At 48.8% G+C, this 26998-nt stretch carries 22 protein-coding genes, 1 tRNA gene and 1 pseudogene; 20 read left to right on the forward strand and 4 right to left on the reverse strand.

What is annotated here, in order from left to right:
- Nucleotides 1–27 precede the first annotated feature (27 nt).
- The 9 genes from AC4BAN_RS02340 to AC4BAN_RS02380 all read left to right on the forward strand — a co-directional run bounded on the left by AC4BAN_RS02340 (nucleotide 28) and on the right by AC4BAN_RS02380 (nucleotide 11576).
- Entirely contained in the window at nucleotides 28–804 is a 777-nt protein-coding gene (locus AC4BAN_RS02340) for an SAM hydrolase/SAM-dependent halogenase family protein (RefSeq protein WP_490562749.1), read from the forward strand.
- A 59-nt stretch (nucleotides 805–863) separates the two neighbouring features.
- Nucleotides 864–1217, forward strand: coding sequence for a hypothetical protein (locus AC4BAN_RS02345; RefSeq protein WP_490562750.1), 354 nt, complete (start codon nucleotides 864–866; stop codon nucleotides 1215–1217).
- Nucleotides 1218–1261: 44 nt separating this feature from the next.
- Nucleotides 1262–1552, forward strand: a complete 291-nt coding sequence (locus AC4BAN_RS02350) for a putative quinol monooxygenase (RefSeq protein ID WP_490562751.1) — start codon at nucleotides 1262–1264, stop codon at nucleotides 1550–1552.
- Between the two features lie 193 nt (nucleotides 1553–1745).
- Nucleotides 1746–2276, forward strand: coding sequence for a Fe-S protein assembly co-chaperone HscB (hscB, locus tag AC4BAN_RS02355; RefSeq protein ID WP_490562752.1), 531 nt, complete (start codon nucleotides 1746–1748; stop codon nucleotides 2274–2276).
- A gap of 68 nt (nucleotides 2277–2344) precedes the next feature.
- Nucleotides 2345–2428 (forward strand) — tRNA-Leu (locus tag AC4BAN_RS02360).
- 265 nt (nucleotides 2429–2693) lie between these two features.
- A complete protein-coding gene (locus AC4BAN_RS02365; RefSeq protein WP_490562753.1) occupies nucleotides 2694–5507 on the forward strand; it encodes a type I restriction endonuclease subunit R in 2814 nt (937 codons plus the stop codon).
- A 1-nt stretch (nucleotide 5508) separates the two neighbouring features.
- The gene (locus tag AC4BAN_RS02370; protein ID WP_490562754.1) at nucleotides 5509–6762 is read left to right on the forward strand and encodes a restriction endonuclease subunit S; all 1254 of its coding nucleotides are present in this window, start codon (nucleotides 5509–5511) and stop codon (nucleotides 6760–6762) included.
- Between the two features lie 49 nt (nucleotides 6763–6811).
- The gene (locus tag AC4BAN_RS02375; protein WP_490562755.1) at nucleotides 6812–10060 is read left to right on the forward strand and encodes a DEAD/DEAH box helicase; all 3249 of its coding nucleotides are present in this window, start codon (nucleotides 6812–6814) and stop codon (nucleotides 10058–10060) included.
- Between the two features lie 31 nt (nucleotides 10061–10091).
- Nucleotides 10092–11576: a class I SAM-dependent DNA methyltransferase gene (locus tag AC4BAN_RS02380; RefSeq protein ID WP_490562756.1), complete on the forward strand. Its 1485-nt coding sequence runs from the start codon at nucleotides 10092–10094 to the stop codon at nucleotides 11574–11576.
- A 2-nt stretch (nucleotides 11577–11578) separates the two neighbouring features.
- On the opposite strand, the gene AC4BAN_RS02385 is transcribed toward AC4BAN_RS02380, so the two are convergent.
- Nucleotides 11579–12037 carry a hypothetical protein gene (locus tag AC4BAN_RS02385; protein ID WP_490562757.1) on the reverse strand — a complete coding sequence of 153 codons (459 nt, stop codon included), beginning with the start codon at nucleotides 12035–12037 and terminating at the stop codon, nucleotides 11579–11581.
- Nucleotides 12038–12276: 239 nt separating this feature from the next.
- Here AC4BAN_RS02385 and AC4BAN_RS02390 point away from each other — a divergent pair, with 239 nt between their 5' ends.
- The 5 genes and pseudogenes from AC4BAN_RS02390 to AC4BAN_RS02410 all read left to right on the forward strand — a co-directional run bounded on the left by AC4BAN_RS02390 (nucleotide 12277) and on the right by AC4BAN_RS02410 (nucleotide 19540).
- Nucleotides 12277–13188, forward strand: coding sequence for a YihY/virulence factor BrkB family protein (locus AC4BAN_RS02390; RefSeq protein WP_490562758.1), 912 nt, complete (start codon nucleotides 12277–12279; stop codon nucleotides 13186–13188).
- Nucleotides 13189–13196: 8 nt separating this feature from the next.
- Nucleotides 13197–14783 carry a glycerol-3-phosphate dehydrogenase/oxidase gene (locus AC4BAN_RS02395; RefSeq protein ID WP_490562759.1) on the forward strand — a complete coding sequence of 529 codons (1587 nt, stop codon included), beginning with the start codon at nucleotides 13197–13199 and terminating at the stop codon, nucleotides 14781–14783.
- Between the two features lie 497 nt (nucleotides 14784–15280).
- Nucleotides 15281–17476, forward strand: coding sequence for a M3 family metallopeptidase (locus AC4BAN_RS02400; protein ID WP_490562760.1), 2196 nt, complete (start codon nucleotides 15281–15283; stop codon nucleotides 17474–17476).
- A gap of 399 nt (nucleotides 17477–17875) precedes the next feature.
- Nucleotides 17876–18508, forward strand: a pseudogene (locus tag AC4BAN_RS02405) (DUF8692 domain-containing protein).
- A 639-nt stretch (nucleotides 18509–19147) separates the two neighbouring features.
- Nucleotides 19148–19540 carry a response regulator gene (locus tag AC4BAN_RS02410; RefSeq protein WP_490562761.1) on the forward strand — a complete coding sequence of 131 codons (393 nt, stop codon included), beginning with the start codon at nucleotides 19148–19150 and terminating at the stop codon, nucleotides 19538–19540.
- Between the two features lie 46 nt (nucleotides 19541–19586).
- On the opposite strand, the gene bioA is transcribed toward AC4BAN_RS02410, so the two are convergent.
- On the reverse strand, nucleotides 19587–20837 hold the full coding sequence (gene bioA / locus AC4BAN_RS02415; RefSeq protein WP_490562762.1) for an adenosylmethionine--8-amino-7-oxononanoate transaminase: 1251 nt from the start codon (nucleotides 20835–20837) through the stop codon (nucleotides 19587–19589).
- 286 nt (nucleotides 20838–21123) lie between these two features.
- Between bioA and AC4BAN_RS02420 the strand changes: the two genes are divergently transcribed.
- From AC4BAN_RS02420 to AC4BAN_RS02445, 6 genes are all read left to right on the forward strand, one after another.
- On the forward strand, nucleotides 21124–21609 hold the full coding sequence (locus AC4BAN_RS02420; protein WP_490562763.1) for a DUF4168 domain-containing protein: 486 nt from the start codon (nucleotides 21124–21126) through the stop codon (nucleotides 21607–21609).
- A 146-nt stretch (nucleotides 21610–21755) separates the two neighbouring features.
- Nucleotides 21756–22202 carry a GNAT family N-acetyltransferase gene (locus AC4BAN_RS02425; RefSeq protein WP_490562764.1) on the forward strand — a complete coding sequence of 149 codons (447 nt, stop codon included), beginning with the start codon at nucleotides 21756–21758 and terminating at the stop codon, nucleotides 22200–22202.
- Nucleotides 22203–22227: 25 nt separating this feature from the next.
- The gene (locus AC4BAN_RS02430) at nucleotides 22228–22482 is read left to right on the forward strand and encodes a DUF3820 family protein (protein ID WP_490562765.1); all 255 of its coding nucleotides are present in this window, start codon (nucleotides 22228–22230) and stop codon (nucleotides 22480–22482) included.
- A gap of 168 nt (nucleotides 22483–22650) precedes the next feature.
- Nucleotides 22651–22929, forward strand: a complete 279-nt coding sequence (locus AC4BAN_RS02435; RefSeq protein WP_490562766.1) for a GNAT family N-acetyltransferase — start codon at nucleotides 22651–22653, stop codon at nucleotides 22927–22929.
- 56 nt (nucleotides 22930–22985) lie between these two features.
- Nucleotides 22986–23705, forward strand: a complete 720-nt coding sequence (locus tag AC4BAN_RS02440) for a hypothetical protein (protein ID WP_490562767.1) — start codon at nucleotides 22986–22988, stop codon at nucleotides 23703–23705.
- A gap of 12 nt (nucleotides 23706–23717) precedes the next feature.
- Nucleotides 23718–24404 carry a hypothetical protein gene (locus AC4BAN_RS02445; protein WP_490562768.1) on the forward strand — a complete coding sequence of 229 codons (687 nt, stop codon included), beginning with the start codon at nucleotides 23718–23720 and terminating at the stop codon, nucleotides 24402–24404.
- A 4-nt stretch (nucleotides 24405–24408) separates the two neighbouring features.
- Here the strand turns inward: AC4BAN_RS02445 and gnd are convergent, their stop codons facing one another.
- Together gnd and AC4BAN_RS02455 are read right to left on the reverse strand one after the other, a co-directional pair.
- Nucleotides 24409–25308: a phosphogluconate dehydrogenase (NAD(+)-dependent, decarboxylating) gene (gnd, locus tag AC4BAN_RS02450; RefSeq protein ID WP_490562769.1), complete on the reverse strand. Its 900-nt coding sequence runs from the start codon at nucleotides 25306–25308 to the stop codon at nucleotides 24409–24411.
- A 74-nt stretch (nucleotides 25309–25382) separates the two neighbouring features.
- Nucleotides 25383–26930 (reverse strand): gluconokinase, encoded by a 1548-nt coding sequence (locus tag AC4BAN_RS02455; RefSeq protein ID WP_490562770.1) that lies wholly within the window; start codon nucleotides 26928–26930, stop codon nucleotides 25383–25385.
- Nucleotides 26931–26998 lie beyond the last annotated feature (68 nt).

Genomic DNA, 26998 nt, shown 5'->3' on the forward strand with positions numbered 1-26998 from the left:
AAATCTACTTAAATTATAGTTCGCAGTATGGCTGTAATTACGTTTCTATCTGACTTTGGATATACCGACCACTATGTGGCTGCGGTAAAGGCAAAAATCCTTGTAAATAACCCCGAGGCATCCATCGTGGATATTTCGCATGGCATTGACCCCTATAACATTGCACAGGCCGTGTATGTTTTGGGCGCGGTGTACCATGAGTTCCCCGAGGGATCGGTGCACCTGGTGGCCGTAAACACCCACGGAAATAAGCATGGCAAATACCATGCGGCAAAGTATAAAGGGCATTATTTTTTATTGCCCGACAATGGCCTGCTGTCGCTCCTGACAGAAGGGCAGCCCGAGCTGGTGATCGAACTGCAGAACAGCACGCCGCACCTGCCTTTTCCGGCCAAGCAACTGCTGGCCCCGGTTGCCGCTTACCTGGCCAAAGGAGGTGATATTGAGGTATTGGGCGAGCGCACCTACCAGTTCCGCCACCTGCTCAACCGCCAGCTGCGCCTCAACGACCACGCCGTTACAGGCCACGTGATACACGTAGACCGCTTTGGCAACCTGATCACTAACATCACCCGCGACAGCATCGACACCATTGCCCATGGCCGCACCTTTACCGTGCACTTTGGGCGCGAGACCGTTGGCCGCATTTACCCGAACTTCAGCCAGGTAGACGATGGCGACTGCTGCTGCACCTACAATAGCCAGGAGCAGCTTTGCATTGGCATTAACAAGGGGCATGCCGCCGAACTGCTCGGCCTTGGCTACGACTCGCAGGTGGATGTCCGGTTTTACCCGGGGGCCTGAAGTATTTTTCTGACTGCACAGCTGCGTTTAAAATGAGTGGAAATCATACTTCAGGAACCATGAAAGCCAGGCAAGCAAAACTGACGCTTGTTGTTCATCTGCTAACCGTTTTTGTTCTGCTGCTAAAAGGCATCGATAAAGCAATGCAACAGCACCTTGTCTCGGGTGTTATACTGATACTGCTTTCCTTAACCATACTTGCACTTGTAGTTTTCGAAAGGAAATTAGGCCTTACGCACAGCACAGTTAAACTAGCCTGTTACTTTATAGAGGCCGTTGCGCTTACTATTGTGGCTGTGGTACTGCACCAGGAAGGCAGGCACTATGTGCAGTATCTTTTTGGAGGAAGTGCTATAGCTTACTTAATTGCGGCATTCGTTTATTATTACAGGCACAAACAGGCCAGCCACTAGAGCCGCTTGCTTACTCATTCACAACACTTATACTTACCTCATTTATGCTCATTCGCATTGTCAGGATGACCTTTCAGCCGGAGAAAACCACTGATTTTCTGGACATCTTCAAAAACTCAAAAGATAAGATCAGGGCCTTTGAGGGGTGCAACCATGTGGAGCTGCTACAGGACCTGAACCACCCGCATATTTACAGCACCTACAGCCTCTGGGATTCTGAAGAACACCTCAACAACTACCGCGATTCGCCACTGTTCGGGGAAGTATGGAAAGCCACCAAAGCCCTGTTTGCCGACAAGCCGCAAGCGTGGTCGCATGTGCAGGTACCGGTATAACCCCATTTAAGCCTGCCCTGGCTTAAATGGGTATGCTTCTGTTAAAGACTGGAACCTGTTGCATGCTTCGCTTACTGGTAGCCGGCGCTTAGTTGCTCCCTTTGTAAAACAATACTCCCCCATTTGCTGTACCTTTGCTAAGCATACCTGCCATATTTGGCGGGAACGCTAAAAGTTTAAAGACAGTTGACAGATGAACTACTTCGAGTTTTATACGATACCAGAGGGTTTCCTGCTGGACGAAAAGGCCCTGAAAGCAAAGTACTACCAACTTAGCCGCGCGTACCACCCGGATTTTCATGCCAACGAACCGCAGGAGAAGCAGGATGAGATACTGCAACTCTCCACCCAGAACACCAACGCTTACCGCACCCTCTCCGACCCGGACCTGCGCATGCAGTACATTTTAAAGGAACATGGCGTGCTGGAAGAGGGGAAAAATGAGCTGCCCTCTGATTTCCTGATGGAGATGATGGACCTGAACGAGGAGCTGATGGAGCTGGAGTTTGATTTTGACGCTGCTAAACTGCACGAGATCGGGGAGAAAAGCAGCGGCACCATGGCGCAACTGGAAAACGACATTCTGCCGGTTCTGCAGCGATACCCTGCGCTTCATGGCGTTACCAAGGAGGAGGCGCTGCAGCAGGTAAAAACATACTATCTGAAGAAAAAATATTTGTTGCGTATTCAGGAAACATTATCTAAGTTTGCAACCCGTTCCTGATAGTAGTTCAGGAATTAAAGTTCGACTCCGGCCCAGGGTACGATACCTGCACCCGGAATGCGACACTTGCCTTGGTGGCGGAATTGGTAGACGCGCTGGTCTCAAACACCTGTGAGGTTACACTCGTGCCGGTTCGACTCCGGCCCAAGGTACTCGGAGTAACACACTCCAACTTAGAAGCCTTAAAAAGTGGGTTTCCGGTAAACGGAAGCCTATCTTTTTAAGGCTTTTTTGTTGATCCATTCCCCACCAATAAATTTCCCCCTTCTTTAGTATAATATTATTTATATTGCACCATGTTATTTTTAAAATAACACAATGCCTATATTTTCACTTTCAATATCCTATTCAACATACAATTCCGAAGAGATAGCAAGTGCACTTTCTAAGCCCTAAAATAAACCTACTTCTCCAACTATGAACCAAACGCCCGAACAAATTGCCCGCGACCACATCGACGAGCTGCTTGCAGCTGCTGGCTGGGTAATTCAGGATAAGAAAGCTTTTAACCTGAGTGCCGGACTGGGCGTGGCCATTCGGGAGTGGCAGACCGATGTCGGACCTGCGGATTATGTATTGTTCGTGGATAAAAAGCCGGTGGGTATTATTGAGGCCAAGCGCGAGGAAGAAGGCCTGAAGCTGACGGTGCACGAGGACCAATCTACTGACTATGCTACGGCCAAACTGAAGCATATCAATAACGGGCCTTTGCCTTTTGTGTATGAAAGCACCGGCGAGGTTACGCGCTTCACCGATTACCGCGACCCCAAGCCCCGCTCCCGCCCTGTTTTTACGTTCCATAGGCCAGAGACATTTCAGAAGTGGGGGAAGGAGGAAAAAACCTTACGCGCCCGCTTTCTGGATTTGCCGGAGCTGCCTGTAAACGGCATGCGCGACTGCCAGGTACAGGCCATTACCAACCTGGATGTTTCTTTTAAAGAGAACCGCCCAAAAGCGCTGATACAAATGGCCACGGGTTCGGGCAAGACGTTTACGGCCATTACCTTTATTTACCGCCTGCTAAAATTTGCCAAGGCCAAACGTGTACTGTTTCTGGTAGACACCAAAAACCTGGGCGAACAGGCTGAGCAGGAATTTAAACGCTACGAACCTCAGGACGATAACAGGCTGTTCCCTGAACTGTATGGCGTAACCCGCCTGAGCAGCTCCTTTGTGCCCACCGACAGCGAAGTATACATCAGCACCATTCAGCGGCTATACGCTATTTTAAAGGGCACGCCCCTCGACGAGAAAGACGAAGAAGAAAACCCCAACGAAAAACTCGTAGGGACAGGTCGCGACCTGTCCGTTTTTAAAGAACCGTTGCCGGTGGTGTATAACGAGAAGATACCCATGGAGTTCTTCGACTTTGTGGTGATAGACGAATGCCACCGCAGCATTTACAACCTCTGGAAACAGGTGCTCGATTATTTCGATGCCTTCCAGATCGGGCTGACGGCCACGCCCGACAACCGCACCTTCGGTTATTTTAACCAGAACCTGGTATGCGACTATGGCTACCAAAAGGCTGTGGAAGATGGCGTACTGGTGCCTTACAACGTGTTCGAGATCGTGACCAAAGTAACCCAACAAGGCGCTACCATTGGCCTTGGCGAGTATGTGGGCACCCGCGAAAAGCTAACCCGAAAGCAGTTCTGGAACACCCTGGACGAAGAGGTAACTTATACCAACAAGCAGCTCGACGACAAGGTGGTAAACGTGAACCAGATCAGGCTGATCATCAGAGCGGTGCGAAACAATTTACCAACCATGTTCCCGGACCGCTATGTAGGGACAGGTCGCGACCTGTCCGAATTTGAAGTACCTAAAATGCTGATCTTTGCCAAGTCTGATAGCCACGCCGACGATATTATAAACATCGTGCGTGAGGAGTTTGCCGAGGAAAACAAGTTCTGCAAAAAGATAACCTATAAAAGCGACGAAGACCCGAAAAGCGTGCTGCAACAGTTCCGGAACAGTTACTACCCACGGGTGGCGGTTACCGTGGATATGATTGCCACCGGCACCGACATACGCCCCCTGGAAGTGCTGCTGTTTATGCGCGACGTGAAAAGCCGCAGCTATTACGAGCAAATGAAGGGCCGCGGTACCAGAACCTGTAGCCTCGAAGAACTCAAAACCACCGGCACGCCAACCGCCAAGTTCACAAAAGACCATTTTGTGATCATAGATGCCATTGGCGTAGAGAAAAGCCAGAAAACAGACAGCAGACCGCTGGAGAAAAAACCGGGACTCTCGCTGAAGAACGTGCTGGAAGGCATAGCCATGGGCAACACCGACGAGGACATGCTGACGACGCTGGCCAACCGCCTGATACGGCTGGATAAGCAGATAAACGAGAAGGAGAAAATGGCCTTTGCCGAGAAAACCAATGGCCATACTATAAACCATGTGGTAAAGCAGCTACTGCACGCCCACGACCCGGACACCCTCGAAAACCTGACGCAAAAGGTAAAAGCCGAAAACCCCGGTGCTGCCCCCGCTGCCATAGAAGCGCAGGTAAAAGCGCAGCACCAGGAAATAATAGACCAGGCCGTGGCCGTGTTTAACGACCCCGAGGTGCGTGAATTTGTGATTGACATCCGCAAAAAGTACGACCAGATAATTGACCACATCAGCCCCGACGAACTGGTAAACCTGGGTTGGGTAAAAGACAACAAGGCCGATGCCGAGGTGCTGGTGCAGGATTTCAGGGAGTGGATAGAGGCGCACAAAACCGAGATTACCGCCTTGCAGCTTTTTTACGGGCAGCCATACCAGCGCCGGGAGCTTACCTATAGTATGATGAAGGATTTGGTGGAAATCCTAAAAGCCACGAAGCCAACTATGGCTCCGCTTAACATCTGGCGCGCTTACGAGCGACTGGAAAAAGTGAACGGACAGCCCAAAAACGAACTGATGGCCATGATTGCCCTGGTGCGCCGTGTAAGTGGCCTCGACGATACCCTGACGGCTTACGACAAAACCGTGGACCGCAACTTCCAGGACTGGGTATTTAAGAAGCAAGCCGGTAACCTGAAGTTCAGCGAAGAGCAAATGCAATGGCTCCGGATGATAAAGGAGTATATTGCCACCAGTTTCCGGATAAACAGGGAAGATTTTGACCTGAGCCCCTTTAACGGATTTGGCGGACTGGGCAAAATGTGGCAGCTTTTCCAGGAAAAGACCGATGAAATTATGAATGAGTTAAACGAGGAGTTGGCAGCGTAAGATGATTGATAAAAGTATACTTCCAGTTCATTGGGAAGTGAAGAAGTTGGGAGAGCTATTTAAAATAGTTAGTGGAAACACTCCAAAAGGGCTTGATCAAGTTCCAAACCTTGGCAATTACCAATACTACAAAGTAAGTGATATGAACTTGCCAGGTAATGAAGTTGGTATGAGGTTTTCAAACTTAAAGCTAACTGAGGAAGAGATTAAAAATTTAAAAGTAAAATTGTATCCTAAAGGAACTGTAATATTTCCTAAAAGAGGAGGCGCTATCTTAACTAATAAGAAAAGAATTCTAACTCAGGATTCTGCTTTTGATTTAAACTTAATGGGTATAATACCCAATGATAAAGTTGTAGACCAATTTGTTTTCTACTGGTTTATAAAACTTGATCTAAGTAAAATATATGATGGCTCAAATGTGCCTCAAATTAATAACAAGAATGTTGCTCCATTAAATTTCCCACTTCCTCCCCTATCCAAGCAGCAGGAAATCGTTGCCAAAATAGAGGAACTGTTCAGCGAGTTAGACAAAGGCAAAGAGCAATTAGAAACAGCCCGCCAGCAACTAAAAGTATACCGCCAAGCCGTTTTAAAATGGGCTTTTGAAGTCGACAAAGAAAAGTATCAAGCAACTACTTTATCAGCTGTATCAGATAAAGTACAAATCGGTCCATTTGGTACTCAGCTTCATAAAGAGGATTACATTGAAGGAGGTATCCCCCTAATAAATCCCATGCATATTGTAGCCGGTACTATACAAGCAAATAGTTCCTATAGCATTTCTGTTGAAAAACGAGATAGCTTGCCAAACTACATACTTCAAAAAGGAGATGTAATTATGGGTAGAAGAGGCGAAATGGGTAGATGTGGATTAGTAACTGCTAAGGAAGATGGTTGGTTTTGTGGTACAGGTAGTTTGTACGTTCGACCTAGCGCAGATTTAGTTGATCCAGAATTCTTATACTTCTATTTAAGTAACGATACAGTTAAGAAGTATTTAGAAGAAAATGCAGGCGGAACAACTATGGCTAATCTAAATTTAAAGATTGTTAATAATATCCCTATTCATCTTCCAAGCCTTAAAGAACAACACCATATTGTTCAGGAAATAGAAAGCCGCCTGAGTGTTTGCGATAAAGTAGAAGAAACCATTACCCAAAGCCTGCTACAAGCCGAAACGCTTCGGCAAAGTATACTCAAGCAAGCATTTGAGGGTAAGCTGGTAAAATCGGAGGAATTACTGATTGCTTAACTTAAATCCTTATCAATTAAAACTAGAATCTAATAAACTTCTCAGCTAAATGTTACAGCCTGTTTTCCTTCCACGAAAGTTCTCCATTGATTCAGTTTTCAACAAAGTTCATATCCAACAAATTGAAGTTCCGGATGAGAAGGTGGTAGTTGAAAATATACAACAAGATTCTGCTGTTAGAGGTGTAGTAATTAGTCGTTCTAATGGAAGAAAAGTCTTAATTACTAATAAAAAAAGAAGTGTTCCCAGTGTTATTGATGAGGTATTAATAACATCTGAAGGTTACATACCAAATTCATTAGAGGAAACAAGGCAGTATAGATCTAGATGGCAAAATCATCAAACCATTACATCTTCAAGTGCTCAAGTTATGTCAGTTCTTGAGTCGTGGAAAAATAATTTTTTAATAAAAGAAGAGAAAGTAGATAGTAATGGTTCACTTTCAGAGAAAGGTTTAAGACCTCCACAAGTTGGAGCTTTATATGCCACACTCGCTCATTGGAAAGTAAGTAATGATCCAGCAACAATTGTGATGCCTACTGGTACAGGCAAGACAGAAACAATGCTATCTCTTTTAGTACATCAGCAATTTAAAAAACTTGTAGTTGTTGTTCCGAATGTTGCGCTAAGAAGTCAAATTGCAGAAAAATTTTTAACTCTAGGTTTACTTAGAGAAATTGGACTTATCGGTTTAACAGCAAAATTTCCAATTGTTACTACCCTAACAAGACAATTACAGAATGTCGAAGATGTTAACAATTTAATTGCACCTGCAAATGTGATTGTAACAAATATTCAAGTTTTAGAAGGTTGTAGTGAAGCAGTTCTGCAACAAATTTCCGAGCTTACAACACATATTTTCTTTGACGAAGCACACCATTTACCAGCGCGAACTTGGACTGAAATCGCGAAAGTTTTTGGGGATAAATCTATTCTTCAATTTACTGCTACCCCGTTTCGAAACGACGGGAAACAATTGGACGGAAAAATTATTTTTAACTATCCGTTAAAAAAAGCTCAAGCTGAAGAGTACTTTAGACCAATCAAATTTGATCCAGTCATTGAAGATGACTTAGAATTAGCTGATCAAGCTATCGCAAATAAAGCAGTAGCAATACTTAGAACAGATATTAATGCCGGTCTAGACCATTTAATGATGGTGCGTGTGCAACGAATAAAAGATGCAGATGACCTATTAGGTATTTATGCGGAGGTTGGGAGCGAATTTAATCCAATAGTCATTCACTCTAATCAAAGTAGTTCATTATCAAATAGTAACTTAATAAAGTTAAAAAAACGTGAATCGCGTATTGTAATTTGTGCAAATATGTTTGGTGAAGGCTTCGACATGCCTGAACTTAAAATAGCAGCATTACACAATATACACAAATCTCTTGCAGTTACACTGCAGTTCGTTGGTAGATTTACTAGGTTCCGCAGAGACTTGGGTGATGCAACAATCATAGCAAACATAGCCGATATAAATGTGCGTCAAGACCTCCAAGATTTATATGCTGAAGGTGCTGATTGGAATCATTTACTACAAGAAGTAAGTGCGGGTGCTACTGGTGCAAGACTTAGGTTATCTGAGTTCATGAGTGGTTTTGATCAAACTCCAAGATTAATATCACTACAAAATATTACCCCCAAAATGAGCACAGTGGTATACCATACTGATTGTTCAAATTGGTCACCTAATAAATTAGCTAGCATATTTGGTGAAGTAGCATTAATAGAAGCGCCATTGATTAATCAAATTGAAAAAGTGGCAATTTGTGTTGTTCGTTCTCGCAACGCCGTTGAATGGGGGAAAGTACGAGACTTAGTCAATACGGAGTGGAACTTATATATCTTACATTGGGATCAAAGGAGAAACTTATTATTTATAAACAGCAGTGTTAGTAGCACTTTTCATGAGAAGCTTGCAAAAGCTGTTGCAGGTTTGACCGCTGATCGAGTTAAAGGTGAAAAAGTTTATAGAGTACTTCATGACATTAATCATTTAACATTAACTAATTTAGGTTTAAATCATGTAGTGGGACGAGCTGTTAGCTTCTCAATGTTAGCTGGAAGTAACATACTACAAGTATTAACGGATAGCCAGCAAGAGAATAAAGTAAAGTCAAATATTTTTGGCTTAGGATTTAGGAATGGTAATTATGTAACTATTGGCACTTCATCAAAAGGGCGGTTTTGGTCTTTTAAAATTGCCATAGATGTGCCTGAATGGATTGATTGGTGTCATAGTATAGGTGATAAAATCCTTGACAACAGCATTACATTAGATCAAATTCTAAGAAAAGTCGTTAGGTACCAAGAAAATTATACAAGACCAAACGCTGTTCCTATAATGGTTGATTGGTCTGATTCCATTATTTCTAAACCTGAGAGGCTAATACATTTTTCTTTAAACAACAGTAACCAAACGCCTATCTACTTAATAGGAATACAGCTTCTCACTTTTGATGAAACTTCTCCAATTAGAATTAGATTATTCAGTGAAACAGAAGAGATTATAATTGAAATCACATTTAATGGCAATTCATGCATTTATAATTATACAAGGGGTATTGCTAAAGTATTTATTGGAACTCAAGAATGTGATTTACTAGAATGGCTACAAGACGAGCCTTTAACTATTAGATTTCATGATCGCTCTTTCATCAAAGATAATTTATACGGTAAGCTTTCTGATAATATCCAACCTTTTGATCCTTCTAGAATCATTAGTTGGGATTGGAGTACAATAGATATTACTAGTGAATCACAAGGCTTGAATAGAAATCCCAACACAGTTCAGTTTTACACAATCAATACCCTCCTTCAAAACGATTATGATGTAATCTTTGATGATGATAATAGTTATGAAGCCGCTGACATTGTAACATTTAAATTGAGAGATGATATTTTATATATTGAACTTTATCATTGCAAATTTTCTGGAGCTAATTCAGCAGGAGGTAGAGTAAAAGATTTATATGAAGTATGTGGCCAAGCTCAGAAAAGTGTGCAGTGGAATTTACGGGTTCCTAAATTATTTGAGCACTTAAAACTCAGAGAAAAGGATCGTGTAAGTAAATATGGCCGTTCGACTACTAGATTCCAAAAAGGCAATCTGTCATTACTTGGCCAACTGGAACGAAAATCGAGATTGTCATCTGTCGAGTTAAAAATATTCGCTGTACAACCAGGCGTATCCCAAAATACAATTACAAGTGATCAACTAAAACTTCTAGCAGCCACTGAACTTTTTCTTCAAGAAACAAGCATGGTGCCATTTGAAATAATTGGGAGCTAATATAATAATCATAAACAATAACTTATCAAACGTGTCTACTCAAAACTCCGCAATAGTTAGTAAAGTATGGTCTTTCTGCACCACCCTCCGCGACGATGGCGTGGGCTACGGAGACTATTTAGAACAACTTACCTACCTGCTATTTTTAAAGATGGCAGACGAATACACCAAGCCACCTTACAACCGCACGTTAGCCATACCTGCGCAATATAACTGGGAAAGCCTGGCCGACCTGAAAGGTGCCGAACTGGAAGCGCATTACACCGTATTACTCCGGGAGCTAGGCAAAGAGAAAGGCATATTGGGCCAGATCTTTACCAAGAGCCAAAACAAGATTCAGGACCCTGCCAAACTCTCCAAAATCATTGCCATGATCGGGGCCGAGAACTGGCTGATGATGGGTGTAAAAGACAAAGGCGATATTTACGAAGGCCTGCTGGAGAAAAACGCCGAAGACACCAAGAGTGGTGCCGGTCAGTACTTCACGCCACGCCCACTTATAAAAGCCATGGTGGAGTGCGTAAACCCGCAACCGATGAAAACCATTGCCGACCCTGCCTGCGGTACAGGAGGTTTCTTTTTGGCAGCCTACGATTACCTGGTAGAAAATAACAAACTGGACCGAGAGCAAGGTCAGTTCCTGAAGTATAACACCTTCTTCGGTAACGAGATCGTGGCCAGCACCCGTCGCCTGGCACTCATGAACCTGTTCCTGCACAACATCGGCGATATAGATTCAGACAACTTCATCTCCCCTGCCGATGCGCTAATTGCAGACACCGGCGTGCGCTACGATTATGTGCTGGCTAACCCACCGTTTGGCAAGAAAAGCAGCCAGACCTTTACCAATGCCGAAGGCGAACAAGAGAAAGAAGACCTTTCCTATAACCGCCAGGATTTCTGGGCCACTACCAGTAACAAGCAGCTCAACTTTGTGCAGCACATCAAAACCATGCTCAAAACTACCGGTCAGGCTGCCCTGGTGTTACCAGATAACGTGCTGTTTGAAGGCGGAGCCGGCGAAACGGTGCGTAAAAAGCTGCTCGAAACTGCCGACGTGCATACCATTTTGCGTTTGCCTACCGGTATTTTCTATGCACAAGGCGTAAAAGCCAACGTTGTTTTCCTGGACAACAAGCCAAGCAGCAAAGACCCCTGGACCAAAGAGATTTGGGTATATGATTACCGCACCAACATTCACCATACCCTAAAAAAGAACCCGCTGAAGCTGGAAGATCTACGCGATTTCATCATGCTCTACAACCCGGAAAACCGCCACAAGCGCACTGAAACCTATAACGCTGAAAATAACCCTGAAGGCCGCTGGCGGAAGTTTACTTATGAAGAAATAATTGCCCGCGACAAAACCAGTTTAGATATCACCTGGCTAAAAGACAAATCGCTGGCAGACCTCGATAACTTACCAGATCCGGATGTGTTAGCCGAGGATATAATCGAGAACCTGGAGGCTGGTTTAGAGAGCTTTAGAACGATATTAGTAGCTTTGGCGAAGTGATGCTACTCCCCCAAACTCTCCAAGCGCTGCGTTATCGCATCAATCAGTTCGTCGCTCCACCGTGTTGCGATCATTTTATACTCTGCCGTTTCCCATTTCTGCATGTAGTCCTTCTCTAGCCAGCTGGTATTTTTATCGGGGCCGAGGGTATAGCTGTTTGGCTCTAGCTTAAAGAGCAGGTCTTTGGTCATGTCAAACGCCTCTACTCCTGCTTGCTGAAAACCCTCCAGCTGCAGTTTCAGGCCGACTTGCTGTATGTTGCCGTTCTCCAGGCTAATGGGCTCGCTTTGGTCGCCATAGGGGTCTTTGGTCCAGGTGTCGATAAGCCGCTCCAGCTTGAAATCCATGAAAAGGCTGACCACCGGTTGTATGTTTTGATGGATTTGCTCCGCCAGGGCAGGAAGTATGGTATCGTATAGTTGCAGGATGGATTGCTTGTTGCGGTTGTTTTGAGTTTGCATCGGAATGGTATAAAGTTATGCTGTTCTAAACAGGGTGTAGGAGCAGCGCTGCCTAAACTGCGCGCCTTCAAATTTCGGAATACTATCACGTTATAACCAGAAATATCGGTTCATTGTTGCTGTCTTGTCTGGCTAACCCGGTCCATCTTGTTAGCAACGGACTCCCCTAAGCCCAACTTACCGGACAGGCGCGCGTTAGTACAGAAAATCAACCCAACAAACCCAGAGGCTACCCATACATGCAACAGATCAGGAGGTTTTCTAAAAAGAGCTGGAAAATACTCACAGATGCCAAGACCAATTTCCTACAGGGTGAGCCAATTATCTATAGTGCGGCCATCGCCTTTTTCACCATTTTCTCCATGCCGGCCATTCTGATCGTCATCACGCTGGTGGCCACGCTTTTTTTTCCGCAACAGGCTGTGCGCGTGGAGATTATTGGCCATGTAGAAGAACTAATCAGCGCCAAGGTAGGAGAACAGGTGAACACCGTACTCGAAAACATCACCGCAATGCCCTTAAACTTCTGGAATGTCTTGATTGGCTTTGTGATCGTGCTGCAAAGTGCCTCCATCATGTTTTTCACCATTCAAAAGGCTTTAAACTCCGTTTGGTGCGTGAGGGTAAGAAAGGGCGTAAGCTTCTGGCGTGTATTCAAGCATAAGTTAGGGGCCATCTCCATTGTGCTCGGCCTGGGAGTGCTACTGGTCGTCAGTCTGATGCTGAACCTGATTATTTCGATCTACCATGAGCCGCTCCGGAATGTGCTGGAAGAATACCTCACGCCGGCTGTCCGGATAGTAAACACCATTTTCTTCCTGATCGTGGTATTTTCCTTTTTCACCTCGATCCATAAGGTTTTGCCCGATGCTAAAATTGAATGGAAGGATGCGCTTACAGGCGGCGGTATTACAACGATCCTGTTTTTATTTGGCAAGCAACTGATAAATTTAGTGTTGGGCAATATCAGAATTGCGGGTTTTTATGCCGCGGCGGGCTCCCTGGTCATTTTACTCTTGTGGGTGTTCTACTCCTCCATTATCTTAATGTTGGGGGCCGAGTTTACCAAGGCCTACGCCAACAACCATGGCCGGAAAATAGCGCCGTCTGCTATTGCGGAAAAATACAGAAAAGAAAGTGAGCTAACTTAATTCAGGCCATGGACAGAGCATCCCAGATCAGGCAGTTAGACAACCAACAAACAGGCTGGAATGTACTGGTGATCGGGGGTGGCGCCACTGGGCTGGGCATAGCGGCAGATGCTGCCAGCAGGGGCTACAAAACACTTCTGCTGGAACAGTCCGATTTCGCCAAGGGTACCTCCAGCCGCAGCACCAAACTGATACATGGAGGTGTGCGGTACCTGGCACAGGGCAAGATCCGGTTGGTGCTGGAGGCCCTGAAAGAACGCGGCCTGCTACTACAGAACGCAGCGCACGTGGTAAAAAAACAAGCTTTTATCATTCCGGTGTATAGCTGGTGGCAGAAAATATACTACCTGGCCGGCCTAAAATGCTACGACCTGCTTGCTGGTAAATGGAGTCTGGGTCCTTCGCGCCTCCTTACCCGATCTGAAACGCTTCGCGAACTACCTACGCTGCAAACTACCGGCCTGAAAGGCGGCGTGCTGTACTACGACAGTCAGTTCGATGATGCCCGGCTGGCCCTTAACCTCGCCCAAACCGCTGTCGCAAATGGGGCCTGCGTACTGAATTACATGCAGGTAACCGGCTTATTGAAAGATAGTTCCGGGAAAGTAAGCGGGGTAACCGCACTAGACCTGGAGAACGGCCGAACCCATCACATCAAGGCTACAGCCGTGATAAACGCCACAGGTGTATTTGTGGATGCCATACTTCAGATGGAGCAGCCTGGAGCCAGCCGCATAGTTCGGCCAAGCCAGGGCGTACACCTGGTGCTGGATCGCGCTTTCTTACCCGGAACACATGCCTTACTCATTCCCAGGACAGCGGATGGCCGGGTGCTGTTTGCCATGCCTTGGCAGAAACACTTGCTTTTGGGCACCACCGATACTCTGCGGGAGCACACCACGCTGGAGCCCCGGGCACTGCAACAGGAAATTACGTTTATACTGGATACGGCAGGCCAATACCTGTCGCGCAAACCCGCCCAGAATGATGTATTATCCGTATTCGCTGGCCTCAGGCCGCTGGCAGCCTCTGACGGCAACAACCAGGCCACGAAAGACATCTCACGCAACTACAAGGTCATGGTCTCGCGGGCAGGGCTTATCTCGGTTACAGGTGGCAAGTGGACTATCTTCCGGAAAATGGCAGAAGACACGGTTAACATCGCTGCTAAAGCGCACCATTTGGCCCACAAACCCTGTCGCACGGCCCATCAGCCCATTCACGGCAATAGTCCGGCTGCAGCGCCCCAGGGTCACCTGGCCCTCTATGGCACCGATGCAGCGGGCATCCGGCAACTTATGCAACAGCGCCCCGAACTGGCCCAAAAGCTGCACCCAGGTTTCGAGTGTACCAAGGCCGAGGTAGTATGGGCTGTGCGCCAGGAAATGGCCCGCACTGTAGAGGATGTGCTGGCCAGGCGCCTGCGGCTACTGTTTCTGGATGCGCGTGCCGCGGTGCAGGCTGCTCCCGAAGTGGCCCGCATTCTGGCCTGCGAGTTAAAGCGCGATAAAGTATGGCAACAGGAACAGGTGGAACAATTCGGCCAGCTGGCGGCCCCCTACCTGCCAGCCCCTCCCCAAAAAGACGCTTTTTAGGTAACCCGGCCAGCAGCCTGTACAACTGTAATTACCTATAAAACAGCTGATAACAGCATGTTTAAGAACATGTGGCTTTTACTTTGCCCACCAGGCTGCACAATTCGCTACAAAATTTGCAGCGTAGCTGGTAAAATTCTGTATATTGCTCCTCGACCTTTAATTTTAAGAAAATGGGAAAGTCACAAGACTCTAAGAAAGAAGTAAAAAAGAAGCCGGCCAAAACCGTTAAAGAAAAAAGAGCTGAAAAGCAGGAGAAAAAGAATAAAAGCTAAAAATAGCCACCATTTACAACCCATAGCACTCCAGGTGCAAGCACGCGCTTGCACCTTTCTTTTTTAGTAAACTTCAGCACCAAACCGAATCCCGGATCCGCAAGTTATTGCTGCCAGCACAGGCAGGCAGGGATGTTTGGCCGGTTTTTTGTATCTTGTCACTTAATTCGTCAGCAATCATAGTCCTGAACAGGACTACCTTCATTTACTTTTAAACGACCTATGGGAAATCAAATGATAACGGCAGGCAAGAAAACCGGCTTGCTTGCTCTACTGGCATTGGCTAGTTGCACCACTGTGCAAACACAAGAGAATTCGCAGCAGACACAGGCTGCTGTTACGCAGAAGACCACTGAAAGCAACCCCCTGCTCGCCAAGTGGACGGGGCCTTATGGCGGCATTCCCGCCTTCGATAAGATGCAGCTGGCCGACCTGAAGCCTGCCATTGAAAGAGGCATGGCCTTACAATTAGCCGAGATAGAGGCCATTGCCAACAACCCGGCCCCGGCCACCTTCGAGAATACCATTGCGGCCATGGAAAAGGCCGGAGAGGAACTCAACCGCGCATTTACCTATTACAGCATCTGGGGCAGCAACCTGTCTACCCCCGAATTCAGAACCATTCAAGCCGATCTGGCACCGAAAATTTCTGAGTTCAACTCTAAGATCTCGCAGAACGAGCAGCTGTTCCGCCGCATTAAAACAGTGTATGAGAACGCGCAGAAAAACCCGCTCCCCGCCGATCAGCAGCGTGTGGTGCAGTTAGTGTACGAAGGCTTTGCCATGGAAGGCGCTGACCTGGATGCCGCAGCCAAGGCACGCTATGCAGCCATCAACAAAGAGCTTTCGTCGCTTTACACGGAGTTCTCAAACAACATTCTGGCAGACGAGGAAAAATATGTTACCTACCTGACCAAGGAGCAGTTGAGCGGCTTGCCGGAGTCGTTTGTGAAGGCCGCCGCCAAAGCTGCCGCAGACCACGGCCAGGAAGGCAAGTATGCCGTGACCAACACCCGCTCGTCCATGGATCAGTTTCTGACCTACTCGGATGAGCGCGCCCTGCGTGAGAAAGTATGGAACACCTACTACTCCCGCGGCGATAACGGCGATGCCACCGACAACAACGCCAACATTGCCCGGATACTGAAGCTGCGCAACGAGCGCGTGAAACTGATGGGCTACGATAACTATGCCGACTGGCGCTTACAGAACCGCATGGCCAAAACCCCTGAAAACGCCATGGACCTGATGAACGCCGTTTGGCCGGCTGCCATTGCCCGGGTAAAAGAGGAAGTGGCCGACATGCAGGCCCTGGCAAATGCCAACGGCAAAAAGATCACCATCAAGCCCTGGGATTACCGCTACTATGCCGAGAAAGTGCGCAAGCAAAAGTATGACCTCGACTCCGATGAGGTGAAGCAGTACCTGGAGCTGAACAACCTGACCCAGGCACTTTTCTTTACCGCCGGCGAACTGTTCAACTTTAAGTTTACACCGGTGCCGGAAGGGGCTGTACCCGTTTACCAGGAAGATGTGAAAGTATGGGAAGTAACGGATAAGACCTCAGGCGAGCACATCGGCCTGTGGTACCTGGACCCCTTCGCACGCCAGGGAAAGCGCTCCGGAGCGTGGGCCTCGCCTTACCGCAGCCACACCACTTTTAACGGCAAGCAGACGGTGCTGGCATCCAACAACTCCAATTTCATCAAGCCCGCCCCCGGCGAGCCGGTGCTGGTTTCCTGGGATGACGCTACCACGTTCTTCCATGAGTTTGGCCATGCGCTGCACTTCCTTTCGTCGAATGTGAAATACCCCACCCTGAACGGGGGCGTAAGAGACTACACCGAGTTTCATTCCCAGCTTCTGGAGCGTTGGTTATCCACAGACAAAGTGATCAACCAGTTTCTGAAGCACCATAAAACAGGCAAGGTGATGCCGCCTGAGCTGGTAGCCAAAATTAAGAACGCCGCTACCTTTAACCAGGGTTTTGCCACCACCGAATACCTGGCCTCTGCCCTCATGGACATGAAGTTCCACCTGGCAGACCCGGAGGGCATTGACCCGGACAAGTTTGAACGCGTTACCCTCGAGAAGCTGAACATGCCCAACGAGCTTGTAATGCGCCACCGCTCGCCCCAGTTTGGGCACGTTTTCTCGGGCGAGGGTTACGCCACGGCCTATTACGGCTACATGTGGGCCGATGTGTTAACAGCCGACGCAGCAGAGGCTTTTGAAGAAGCGCCGGGTGGGTTCTATGATAAAGAAGTAGCCGCCCGCCTGGTAAAGTATTTGTTCGCTCCCCGCAACTCCATGGACCCCGCAGAGGCATACCGAAAATTCCGTGGGCGCGATGCCAGAATTGATGCGTTGATGCGTGACCGTGGTTTCCCGGTGCCTGAGCCGCAGTCAAAAAAGTAATTCTTTTGAATGCCAAAAAGCCCCACCTTTTAGAAGGCTGGGGCTTTTTGACTTATATGCCTTTTAAAAGAAGTTTAAGCAGATTAATAAGGTACTTTGTCTATTTTATAACTGCTCTGTTGCCTTCCCTTAAAGGCTTTATATTATCCTGTTAATTATTATTTTAAAACCAAAAGTCTGCTAATTAAGTTAAATAATAAAATATTGTAATTTTGTCTTACTTAACCCGTTTCAAATTTGGCTACTTTATACTCCGAAACATTACTTGATACTCCCCCCACTACCCCTCCCATACTTTCCGCTAATTCAATTCTGGATAACCGCACACCTGCCAAGCTCAAGATAAAACTGGATGCGGCCGTTCTGCTAAAGGGATTGGCTATTGCCACCTATACGCTTGTGCTGTTAAGCCTGGCAGGCTCTTTCATCCGTTTTATAGCGGGCTACGATTCGGCCTATGGGTTTGTACCCAATTTTAACCTGGATACTGAAGGCAACATTCCTACTTACTTTGCAGCGCTCACGATTCTGCTGGCCGGGGGCTTATTCTGGTACATTGCACTGCACAAGCGGCAGGTCGGCAACAAGTTTGCCCGGCATTGGGCCATACTTTCCTTTATTTTCATTTACCTGTCTGTTGATGAAGCGGCGGAGCTGCACGGCCTGCTTATCAAACCGCTGCGTAACCTGTTCGACCTGAAGGGCATCTTTTACTTTTCGTGGGTGATACCCGGCATGATCCTGCTGGCGGCATTCGGCCTGTATTTTCTGAAGTTTTTCTTTTCCCTGACCAATAAGTAAAAGGCACAGTTCGCACTGGCTGCCGTTGTTTATGTCAGCGGCGTGCTAGGGATTGAGCTGATTGGCGGTTACTATGTGGATGCCTACGGCGCTGAAACCTTAACCTATTCCTTAATTACCACACTAGAGGAAACACTGGAAATGACGGGTATCCTGCTCCTGCTCTACGCGCAGTTTAATTACATCAGGGAAAACACGACTGCCACTAAAATATCGCTAAAAAAACAGTAAGTAAGATGTTCCAGGATTCCACATCTGTAGCTATGGATCGGTATAACTGCCTTGCCGACGACACGCCATGCCAGATACCCTAAAGGTCATATGCTTCGGTTACGTACTTTTCGGCTTTTTAATGGATGATTATTAGAGCAAGATCCTCCCTGGTAAATACCTGCTTCCCGTATGCTAATATCTTTTCGCTCAGCTCAGCGGCACAGGCAGCCAACGTAACCAAAACGGTGTTGTTAACCCCAAGCAGTTTTTGGGTATTAAGGTTCAGAAAATAAAAATCGCCTACTAATTTTAAAGCCTAACAATCTAAAAATATGCTCTGCAGCCTTTACCTTTTCTAAGGGTTATGCCTATTCGGGTCGCATCCATTTGGTTAGCGATCCAGGTGCGTTTAAACACTCAACTAAGCTTGAAAAATGACAGGAAAAATAATTCCCGGTAAATGTTACCTTTTAGCTGATATAAATATATATTAAAATCTATATATCAAGCGATTAAGATAAAATTCCCCTTCTTTATACCGCTTACCACAACATTATCCGCGTTACCTTTCGCAACTTATTTTCCTTTTATGGCAGCAGGATTAATGCTTGATTTGTAAAAGTCTTAAACACCCCATCCATTTATCAAGCAAGGCCAATGAAGACATTTATCATAGATGATGACCCGATAAGCTCCTGCCTGACAGAAATGATCCTGAAACTGGAAGGGTTTACGGATAACACCCTTACCTTCTCTTCTGCCGAGGAGAGCCTGGATTTCCTGACAAGTGATCTGGACGGGAATGTACCGAACGTCATTTTCCTGGACCTGAACATGCCCACCATGGACGGATGGCAATTTTTGCAGGCCCTGCAACCGCACGAAACTGTCATCGCACGGGGCTGTTCCATTTATATTCTCTCCTCCTCTATCGACCCCTCCGAAAAGCAAATGGCAAAGGAATATGCCGTTGTAAAGGGGTTTATCAGCAAACCGCTTACCGAAGAGCACCTTTTTAACATTCGCCAGGACCTTCAGACCGTAGCCTGAAGGAACAGGAGCTTACATTTTTTGGCGGGGAAATGGCAGCATACACCTACAGCCTGTTAAACCAGTGCGCCATAACCTGCGTGATGCGCTCCAGTTCCTGGGCTGTTATAACATAGGGAGGCATGGTATATAAAAAGTTACCGAAGGGGCGCAGCCACACGCCCTCTTTCACGGCAAAGTCAACAAAGCCGTTCAGGTATTTACTGTCGGTTACCTCTATTACCCCCATGGCCCCCAGCACCCGGGTTTCACGGATTGCCTCATGCTTCAGGGGCAGTAACTGCGCTTGAAGGGTGGTTGCTATCTGCCCGATTTTACGCAGGTAATCCTCCTGCTCGATGAGTTCTATACTTTTTAACGCAACCGCGCAGGCCAGGGGGTTGCCCATGAAAGTAGGGCCGTGCATGAACGCTTTGTCGTAGCCGGCGCCCAGGAACGCGTTGAAGATGGCCGTCGTGGTCAGGGTGGCGGCATGCCCCAGGTAGCCTGCCGTCAGGGCCTTTCCCAGGACCATAATATCCGGAGTAACCCCGGCATGGTCTGCGGCAAACAACTTACCGGTTCTACCAAAGCCGGTGGCCACTTCATCAAAAATAAACAGCACGCCATACTTGTCGCACAGGGCCCGGGCCGCTTGCAGGTAGGCCGGCGCGTACATCCTAAAGCCTCCGGCGCACTGCATCAGGGGCTCCACGATAAAAGCCGCCAGCTGTTCGTGGTTCAGCTGCAGCAACTGCTCCAGGCGCAGCACATCCTGCTCTATTGCTGCTGTTGAGGCCCCAAAGCCCCCTGCCGGCGTATCCAGGAAAAGGCCTTTGTGCAGCACATGCCCGAAGGGAACCTGGAAGTCTGAGTCGTCCCCGACTTCCATAGCCTTGAACGTATCGCCGTGGTAGGCATTTTTGAGGGAGAGGAATTTTGTTTTTTGCTTGTTGCCCTGGTTTACCCAATACTGTATAGCCATTTTAAGCGCTACCTCCACTCCCACAGAGCCGCTGTCAGAGAAGAAGACATGGTTCAGGCCTTCGGGCGTGATCTGTACCAGTTTAGCCGCCAGCTGGTGCGCCGGCTGATGGTCGAGGCCGCCCAGCATGATGTGCGAGAAATGAGCCGCTTGCCTGGCCAAGGCCTCGTTTATGGCCGGATGGTTATACCCGTGTATCGTGGCCCACCACGAGGAAACCCCGTCAACCAGTTTACTGCCATCCTGCAGGTACAGGTGTACGCCCTCGGCTTTCTGTACCGGATAACGGGTTTTATTTTGGGCCATTTGGGAATAAGGGAACCAGAGTTTCATAGGCGCGGGGCTTCAGTTGCAGGCTAAATCTTGCACAAATGTACGCAATGCCTTTCAAAAAGCACAGGCAGCATACCCTGATTCGCCCAGCGAAAAGCGCCTTCAGGTATTGTAAAAAACCTTTACCTAACTTCACCCCAAGCATAACAAAGGCTTACAGTATAACATTTTTTTGATTCGGGCAGTAAATTAACTAACTTATAAACGACTATGGATAGCTTTGCATGCTATGCAGAGCTTACGCCATGGGTCCTAAATGAATCTTTTAACCCAATCCTAAATAACCATGAAGAAAGGGACTATTGCAGCAGCCGCGCTGGTGGCAAGTTTGATGTTCGGCCAGGCAGCCTTTGCCCAGGGCACGGCCACACCGCCAGCGCAAGAGCAACAAGGCACACAGAAATTTTCGGATGCTGAACTCGAAAAGTTTATCGAGGTAAACAGCGCCGTGCTTGAAATACAGAAGGAAGGCCGCCAGGCCATGGTATCCGCCATTGAAGAGGCCAACCTGACCGTTGACAGATTTAATGAACTGGCCAAGGCCCACCGCCAGGACAAACTGGAGGAGGTAGCCGAGAACAAGCAGGAGATCGATGCATTTGGCGCAGCGGCCAACAGCCTGGTAAAGGTGCAGCCCGAGACCAAGAAGAAGGTGGAGGCCGCCATCACCGACGCCGACCTGACAGTTGAGAAGTACAAGGCCATTTCTACGGCATTTCAGAAAGACCCTGCCATTGAAACCAGGATCAAGGTGTTGCTGTCCAAAAAATAAGCGGCTCGGCCTCAAAACCAACTGATGCAAAAACCCGGTAGCCGCCGGGTTTTTGCATTACGGCCGCCTCCTGTAAACTCCGTTTCCGGAACATTACCATTTCTAACGCGGCGTGCTTACCTTTAGGCCGTCCTTTAGCCGATCAGATGTCGCTTGTAAAAGTTTGCAAAGAATTTAACGCCCTCACGCCGCAGGAAATGTATGCCCTGCTCCGGCTACGGAGCGAGGTGTTTGTAGTGGAGCAGAACTGTGTGTTCCTGGACCTGGACGACAGAGACCAGGCGTGCCTGCATTTACTCCTCTACCAGGATGAACATTTGGCCGCCTATGCCCGCCTTGTTCCGCCAGGGGTATCTTACGCGCAAATGTCGGTGGGCCGAATAATCACCAGTCCGGCTACCAGGGGCACAGGACTCGGAAAGACCCTGGTGGAAATGGCCATCGAGGAATGCTACAGGTCTTTCGGGTCAGGCCCCATCCAGATCGGGGCACAGCTCTACGCCAAAAAATTTTACGAGTCCTTTGGCTTTGAGCAAACCGGCGACATATACGACGAAGACGGCATCGACCATATTCACATGATCAAACCCTAAGCATACCCCTTTTACACCTTGCCTGATGAGCGAACCGATGCAACCGAATTCCAGTATCCTGTTAGACCTGGTGCAGCTGAAAATGCCTTTTGGCAAGTATAAGGGTACCGTACTTTGCAACCTGCCTGTGTTTTACCTGGAGTGGTTTCACCGCGAGGGGTTTCCGCCGGGAAAGCTGGGGATGCAACTGGCCACCATCTACGAGATCAAGCTAAACGGCCTGGAGCACCTGTTGCAGCCACTCAAGAAAAAGTCCGCACCCGGATTTAAACGGTACTAGCACTGGGTGGTTCCGATTCTGGAAGCCGTTGGGCGAATTTCACTCCGGCACCCTAAATGGGCAGGCGTATACACCTCTCTGGTCCTTTTTACGCATTTGGTTCCTGCTAAAAGCACACCCCTGGCAGCTTTCGTGCGTATGCTATACTTTTAACCAAGGAAGCAAAACATGAGCGTAACTGTAAAACACGAGAAAGAGTACCAGCAATTTACTGTGGAATTAGAAGGCGACAACGGGGAACTTGCCTATGCCATGCCCTCGGACAAGGTGATTAACTTTACCCATACCTTTGTGCCAAAAAGCGAAAGAGGAAACGGCATGGCGCAAGAAATGATAGCGCATGGGCTAGACTATGCCCGCCGCAAGAACCTGAAAGTAAAAGCCTCCTGCCCTGTAGTGGCCCAATACATTCAAACGCATGCCGAGTACCAGGACCTGATGGAATAATTTGAGGTTGAAAATGTTTTTCCCCTATATTTAGGGAGGAAAATGTAAAACCCTTCATGAAACCACTGCTCTTTCTCCCCTGCTGCCTGATCCTGTTGTTTCTGGGCGGTTGTCATGTCGATACCGACGACTTTATCAGCAAGTATTGCCCGGGTTCCTGCACGGTAATTACGGGCAGGCTGACTACCGACGATGGAACCACGCCCCTGGCCGGCGTGCGGCTGGAGGTGAATTGGAAAGCCGACGGCACCTATGGCATTACCGGATCGGTGCGCCACAAAGCCGTGGCCACCACAGATGCGGATGGCAACTACGAGCTGCGCTTCTTGCTGCGCGACGATGAACTGGAGGACCAATATAATTTGGCCTATATTGCGGTGGAGCCAGCCCTGAACCTGGATAAATACCTGCTTTGCAGCCAAAGCAATTACATGGCCCGCTATTACGGCCTGACCCGTGACACCACCCTGCAGCTGAACTACACCCTGCCCCTCAAGGCTTTTGTGAAGGTGCAACTGAAAAACCAGCAAGCGCTTACTGCAAACGATCAGTTTTCCACTTACTTCCTGTTTTCAGGCGGGCAGGATAATGCACAGAGCTGCGGTATCGGGTATAGTTGGACCCCCTGGTCACCTTCCGAAACAATCGTGGACGTGGCAGCCAACCGGCAAATCATCATCCGAACGGATAAGGTGAAAAATGGCGTGGCCACCTCCTCCGACCAAGCGCTTACGCTTAAATCCGGGCAAACCACCACTTACACCGCCACCTTCTAAGCCTCCGGAAAGATGAAAAAAAGTATATTTGGCTTGCTGCTTCTTTTGCTTGGAACGACGGCTTTCGCGCAGGACTCCACATCGTACGCCCCTGTGTCCAGGTTTAGCTTTGCCTATGGTGGCGTAAGCCCGACGGGGGAGTTCAACAGCAGTGATTTTGCAAAGGACTACCCGCCCTTTGCCACCGGGGGAAACATGTTTCAGGTGACTTACCTGCGCAGCCTGCGGCAGGATTTGCTGGCGGGGGCATCGGTAACCTGGCGCCGGAACCGATTTGACATGGATAAGTTCGTGCTGCCAAACGATGAGCTGGTGCTCAGCAAGGAAAGCAAGCCCTGGCAATCGTTTTTCATGCTGGCGGATGTGCAGTACCAGTTGCCTGCCCGGGATGGCTTTCTGTATGTGAAAGGATCGTTGGGTGCGGCCATGAACCGGTCGGCTTACCTGCACATCGAAACGCCTTATGGCCCCATCCTCCGCGCTGTTGATACCCGCACAGCCTTGGCCTACGGCATCAGCAGCGGCTTTCAGGTAAAACTGGAACAGTTTGGGCTCCGGCATCTTGGTTTTGGCGCTGAGGCAGGGCTTCTGGCTACCAGCCCGACTTTCAGCGTGCGGAACACAAAAGGGGGCACTGACACATACAAGCAACCCATGCATACCCTGCATGCAGGTTTATTTCTGGCCTATACGCTTTAGCTCTTTAGTCCGCTTTTTCTACTTTGTGCCCCCCGAACTCGTTGCGCAACGCAGCCACCACTTTGCCCGAAAAGGTATCGGTTTCAGCGGAGCGGTAGCGCATAAGCAGCGAGAGGGCAATGACGGGTGTGGCCACCTCCATGTCCAGCGCCGTCTCCACGGTCCACTTCCCCTCGCCCGACGAGTGCATGATGCCTTTGATACCGGCAAGCTCCGGGTCTTTGCCAAAGGCATTCTCCACAAGTTCCATCAGCCAGCTGCGCACCACAGAGCCATGGTTCCAAACACGGGCCACCTCTTTGTAGTCCATCTCGAAGTCGCTCTTGTGCAATACCTCAAAGCCCTCCGCGATGGCCTGCATCATGCCATACTCCACCCCGTTGTGCACCATTTTCACAAAATGGCCGCTGCCCGGTTTCCCCACATGCAGGTAACCCTTCTCCACCGACACATCCCGGAAGATCTCCTCACAATAGGCAAATGCATCGGCATCGCCCCCGATCATGGTGCAGGCGCCGTGGCGCGCCCCGGTCAGGCCGCCGCTGGTGCCGCAGTCAAGCAGGTAAATACCGGAAGCCTTTAGCGTTTCGGCCCTTTTAACAGAATCCTTAAAGTTGGAGTTACCGCCGTCTATGATGATATCGCCCTGGTTCAGATACGGCACCAGCTGCTCGAGCACGGTATCCACAGGATTCCCGGCAGGCACCATCACCCACACCACCTTCCTGCCCGACAGTTTATCGGCCACGTCGGGAATCGCATAAGCCGGGGTAACGCCCTCTCTGGCTATGGCATCAATCGTTTCTTTGGCGATGTCGTGCGCCACCACTTCGTGGTTGTGGTCCCTGAGGTTGAGTGCCAGGTTATAGCCCATTTTCCCAAGTCCGATCAGTCCTATTTGCATGTCTTAAAAGTTTAGTTTGTTTACCCGTGGCACTCGCGCCCTCAGCGTGTGCTGTATTGTTGCGTACTGTGTTCTCATGCTTCTGGTTTTCCTGCGCCGCCGTGCTGCTGCAGTTGCCTAAAGACGTCTTTCAGTTTGGGGTACAAGGCATCGAACAAACTATACTGCCGCATGTACACGGCATGCGCGGCCTGGTTGGGTGTGAACGTCTTTTGCACCGTGATCAGCTTCCCGGCATCCTCCAGTTCTGTGATCAGGCCCAGCGCGTGCATGCCCAGTATGGCGGCTCCCAACGCCGAGGCCTCGGCTGTGTCGTTTAGGTGCACTTCTACGCCAAACACATCGGCCAGCATTTGCACCCACAGGTCGGAATGTGTGAAGCCGCCATTTGCATAGATCGTTTTAACCGGGCCCATGGTTTGCTCCAGTGCCTGCCCGACACTGTATACGCCAAAGATGACGCCCTCCATCAGGGCCCTTAAAAAATGCCCGCGGGTATGCCTGTAATGGATTCCGAAGAAGCAGGCTTTGGCAGCGGCATCCCAGATCGGGGAGCGTTCGCCTAGCAGGTAGGGCATAAACAACAGCCCCTCGGCCCCCGGCGGAATGGCGGCTGCCTCGGTGTTGAGCAGGCTGAAAATATCCTCCTCGTTCTGCCGGGCCACCTCTGCCTCCATCCCGTAAAAATTATCCCGGAACCACTGCAGCACAATTCCCCCGTTGTTTACCGCACCGCCCAGCACATACTTACCGGGGCTTAATATGTAGCTGAATATCCGCTCTCCCAGGTCGGTCACAGGCTTGTCTGCCGTTACCCGTATGGCGCCACTGGTGCCAATGGTCACCACCGCATCACCCGGATTGACAGCATTCGCCCCCAGGTTGGCCAGGCAGCCGTCGCTGGCTCCCAGCACAAAGGGTATGCTAGCAGCAACGCCCAGCGTGCGGGCGAAGGATGGCTCCATACCTTTAAAAGTATAAGCCGGGGGTACAGGCTCAGGGAGTTGATGCACCGTAATACCAGCAGTCTGCAGGGCGGCAGTATGCCAGCTTTGCGTAAAAATATTGAAAAGCCCCGTAGCCGACGCAATAGAGAAATCGATCTTGTACTCGCCGAACAAGCGGTAAAAAACATACTCTTTAATGCCGATGAACTTTGCTGCGTTGTTAAAGACCACGGGTTCCTCTTTGCGCAGCCAGCAAATTTTGGGCAACAGCGACATCGGGTGCAGCGGGGTGCCGGTGTGCAGGTAAATGTCATGGCCTGTTTCACTGTGCTTCAGGGCTTCAGCCTGTTGGGTACTGCGCGCATCGGCCCAAATTATACAGGGGGTGAGTGGCCTGCCATCCACGTCCATGGCGATCAGGCTGTGCATGGCGCTGCTGAAACACACGCCCTCCAGCTGGTAGGCACCCGTATGCAACAGCTCGATCACGCTTTTAAGGGAGGTGAGCACTGCCTGAAAAACAAGCGCCGGGTCCTGCTCGGCAAAGCCAGGGCGGCTACTGACCAGGGGGTACTCCACGGCAAACTGAAACAGGGCCTTGCCGTCCATGCCGAACGCCACGGCTTTGGTGCTGGTGGTGCCAATGTCTATTCCAATGAATGCCTGTTCTGCCATAAAACCGTCCGTTACGCAATACCTACGAGAGACAGGCAAGTGAGAGTTATAAAAGCCTGCCCGGCGCA

This window comes from Pontibacter sp. GD13 (genome assembly GCF_058216355.1).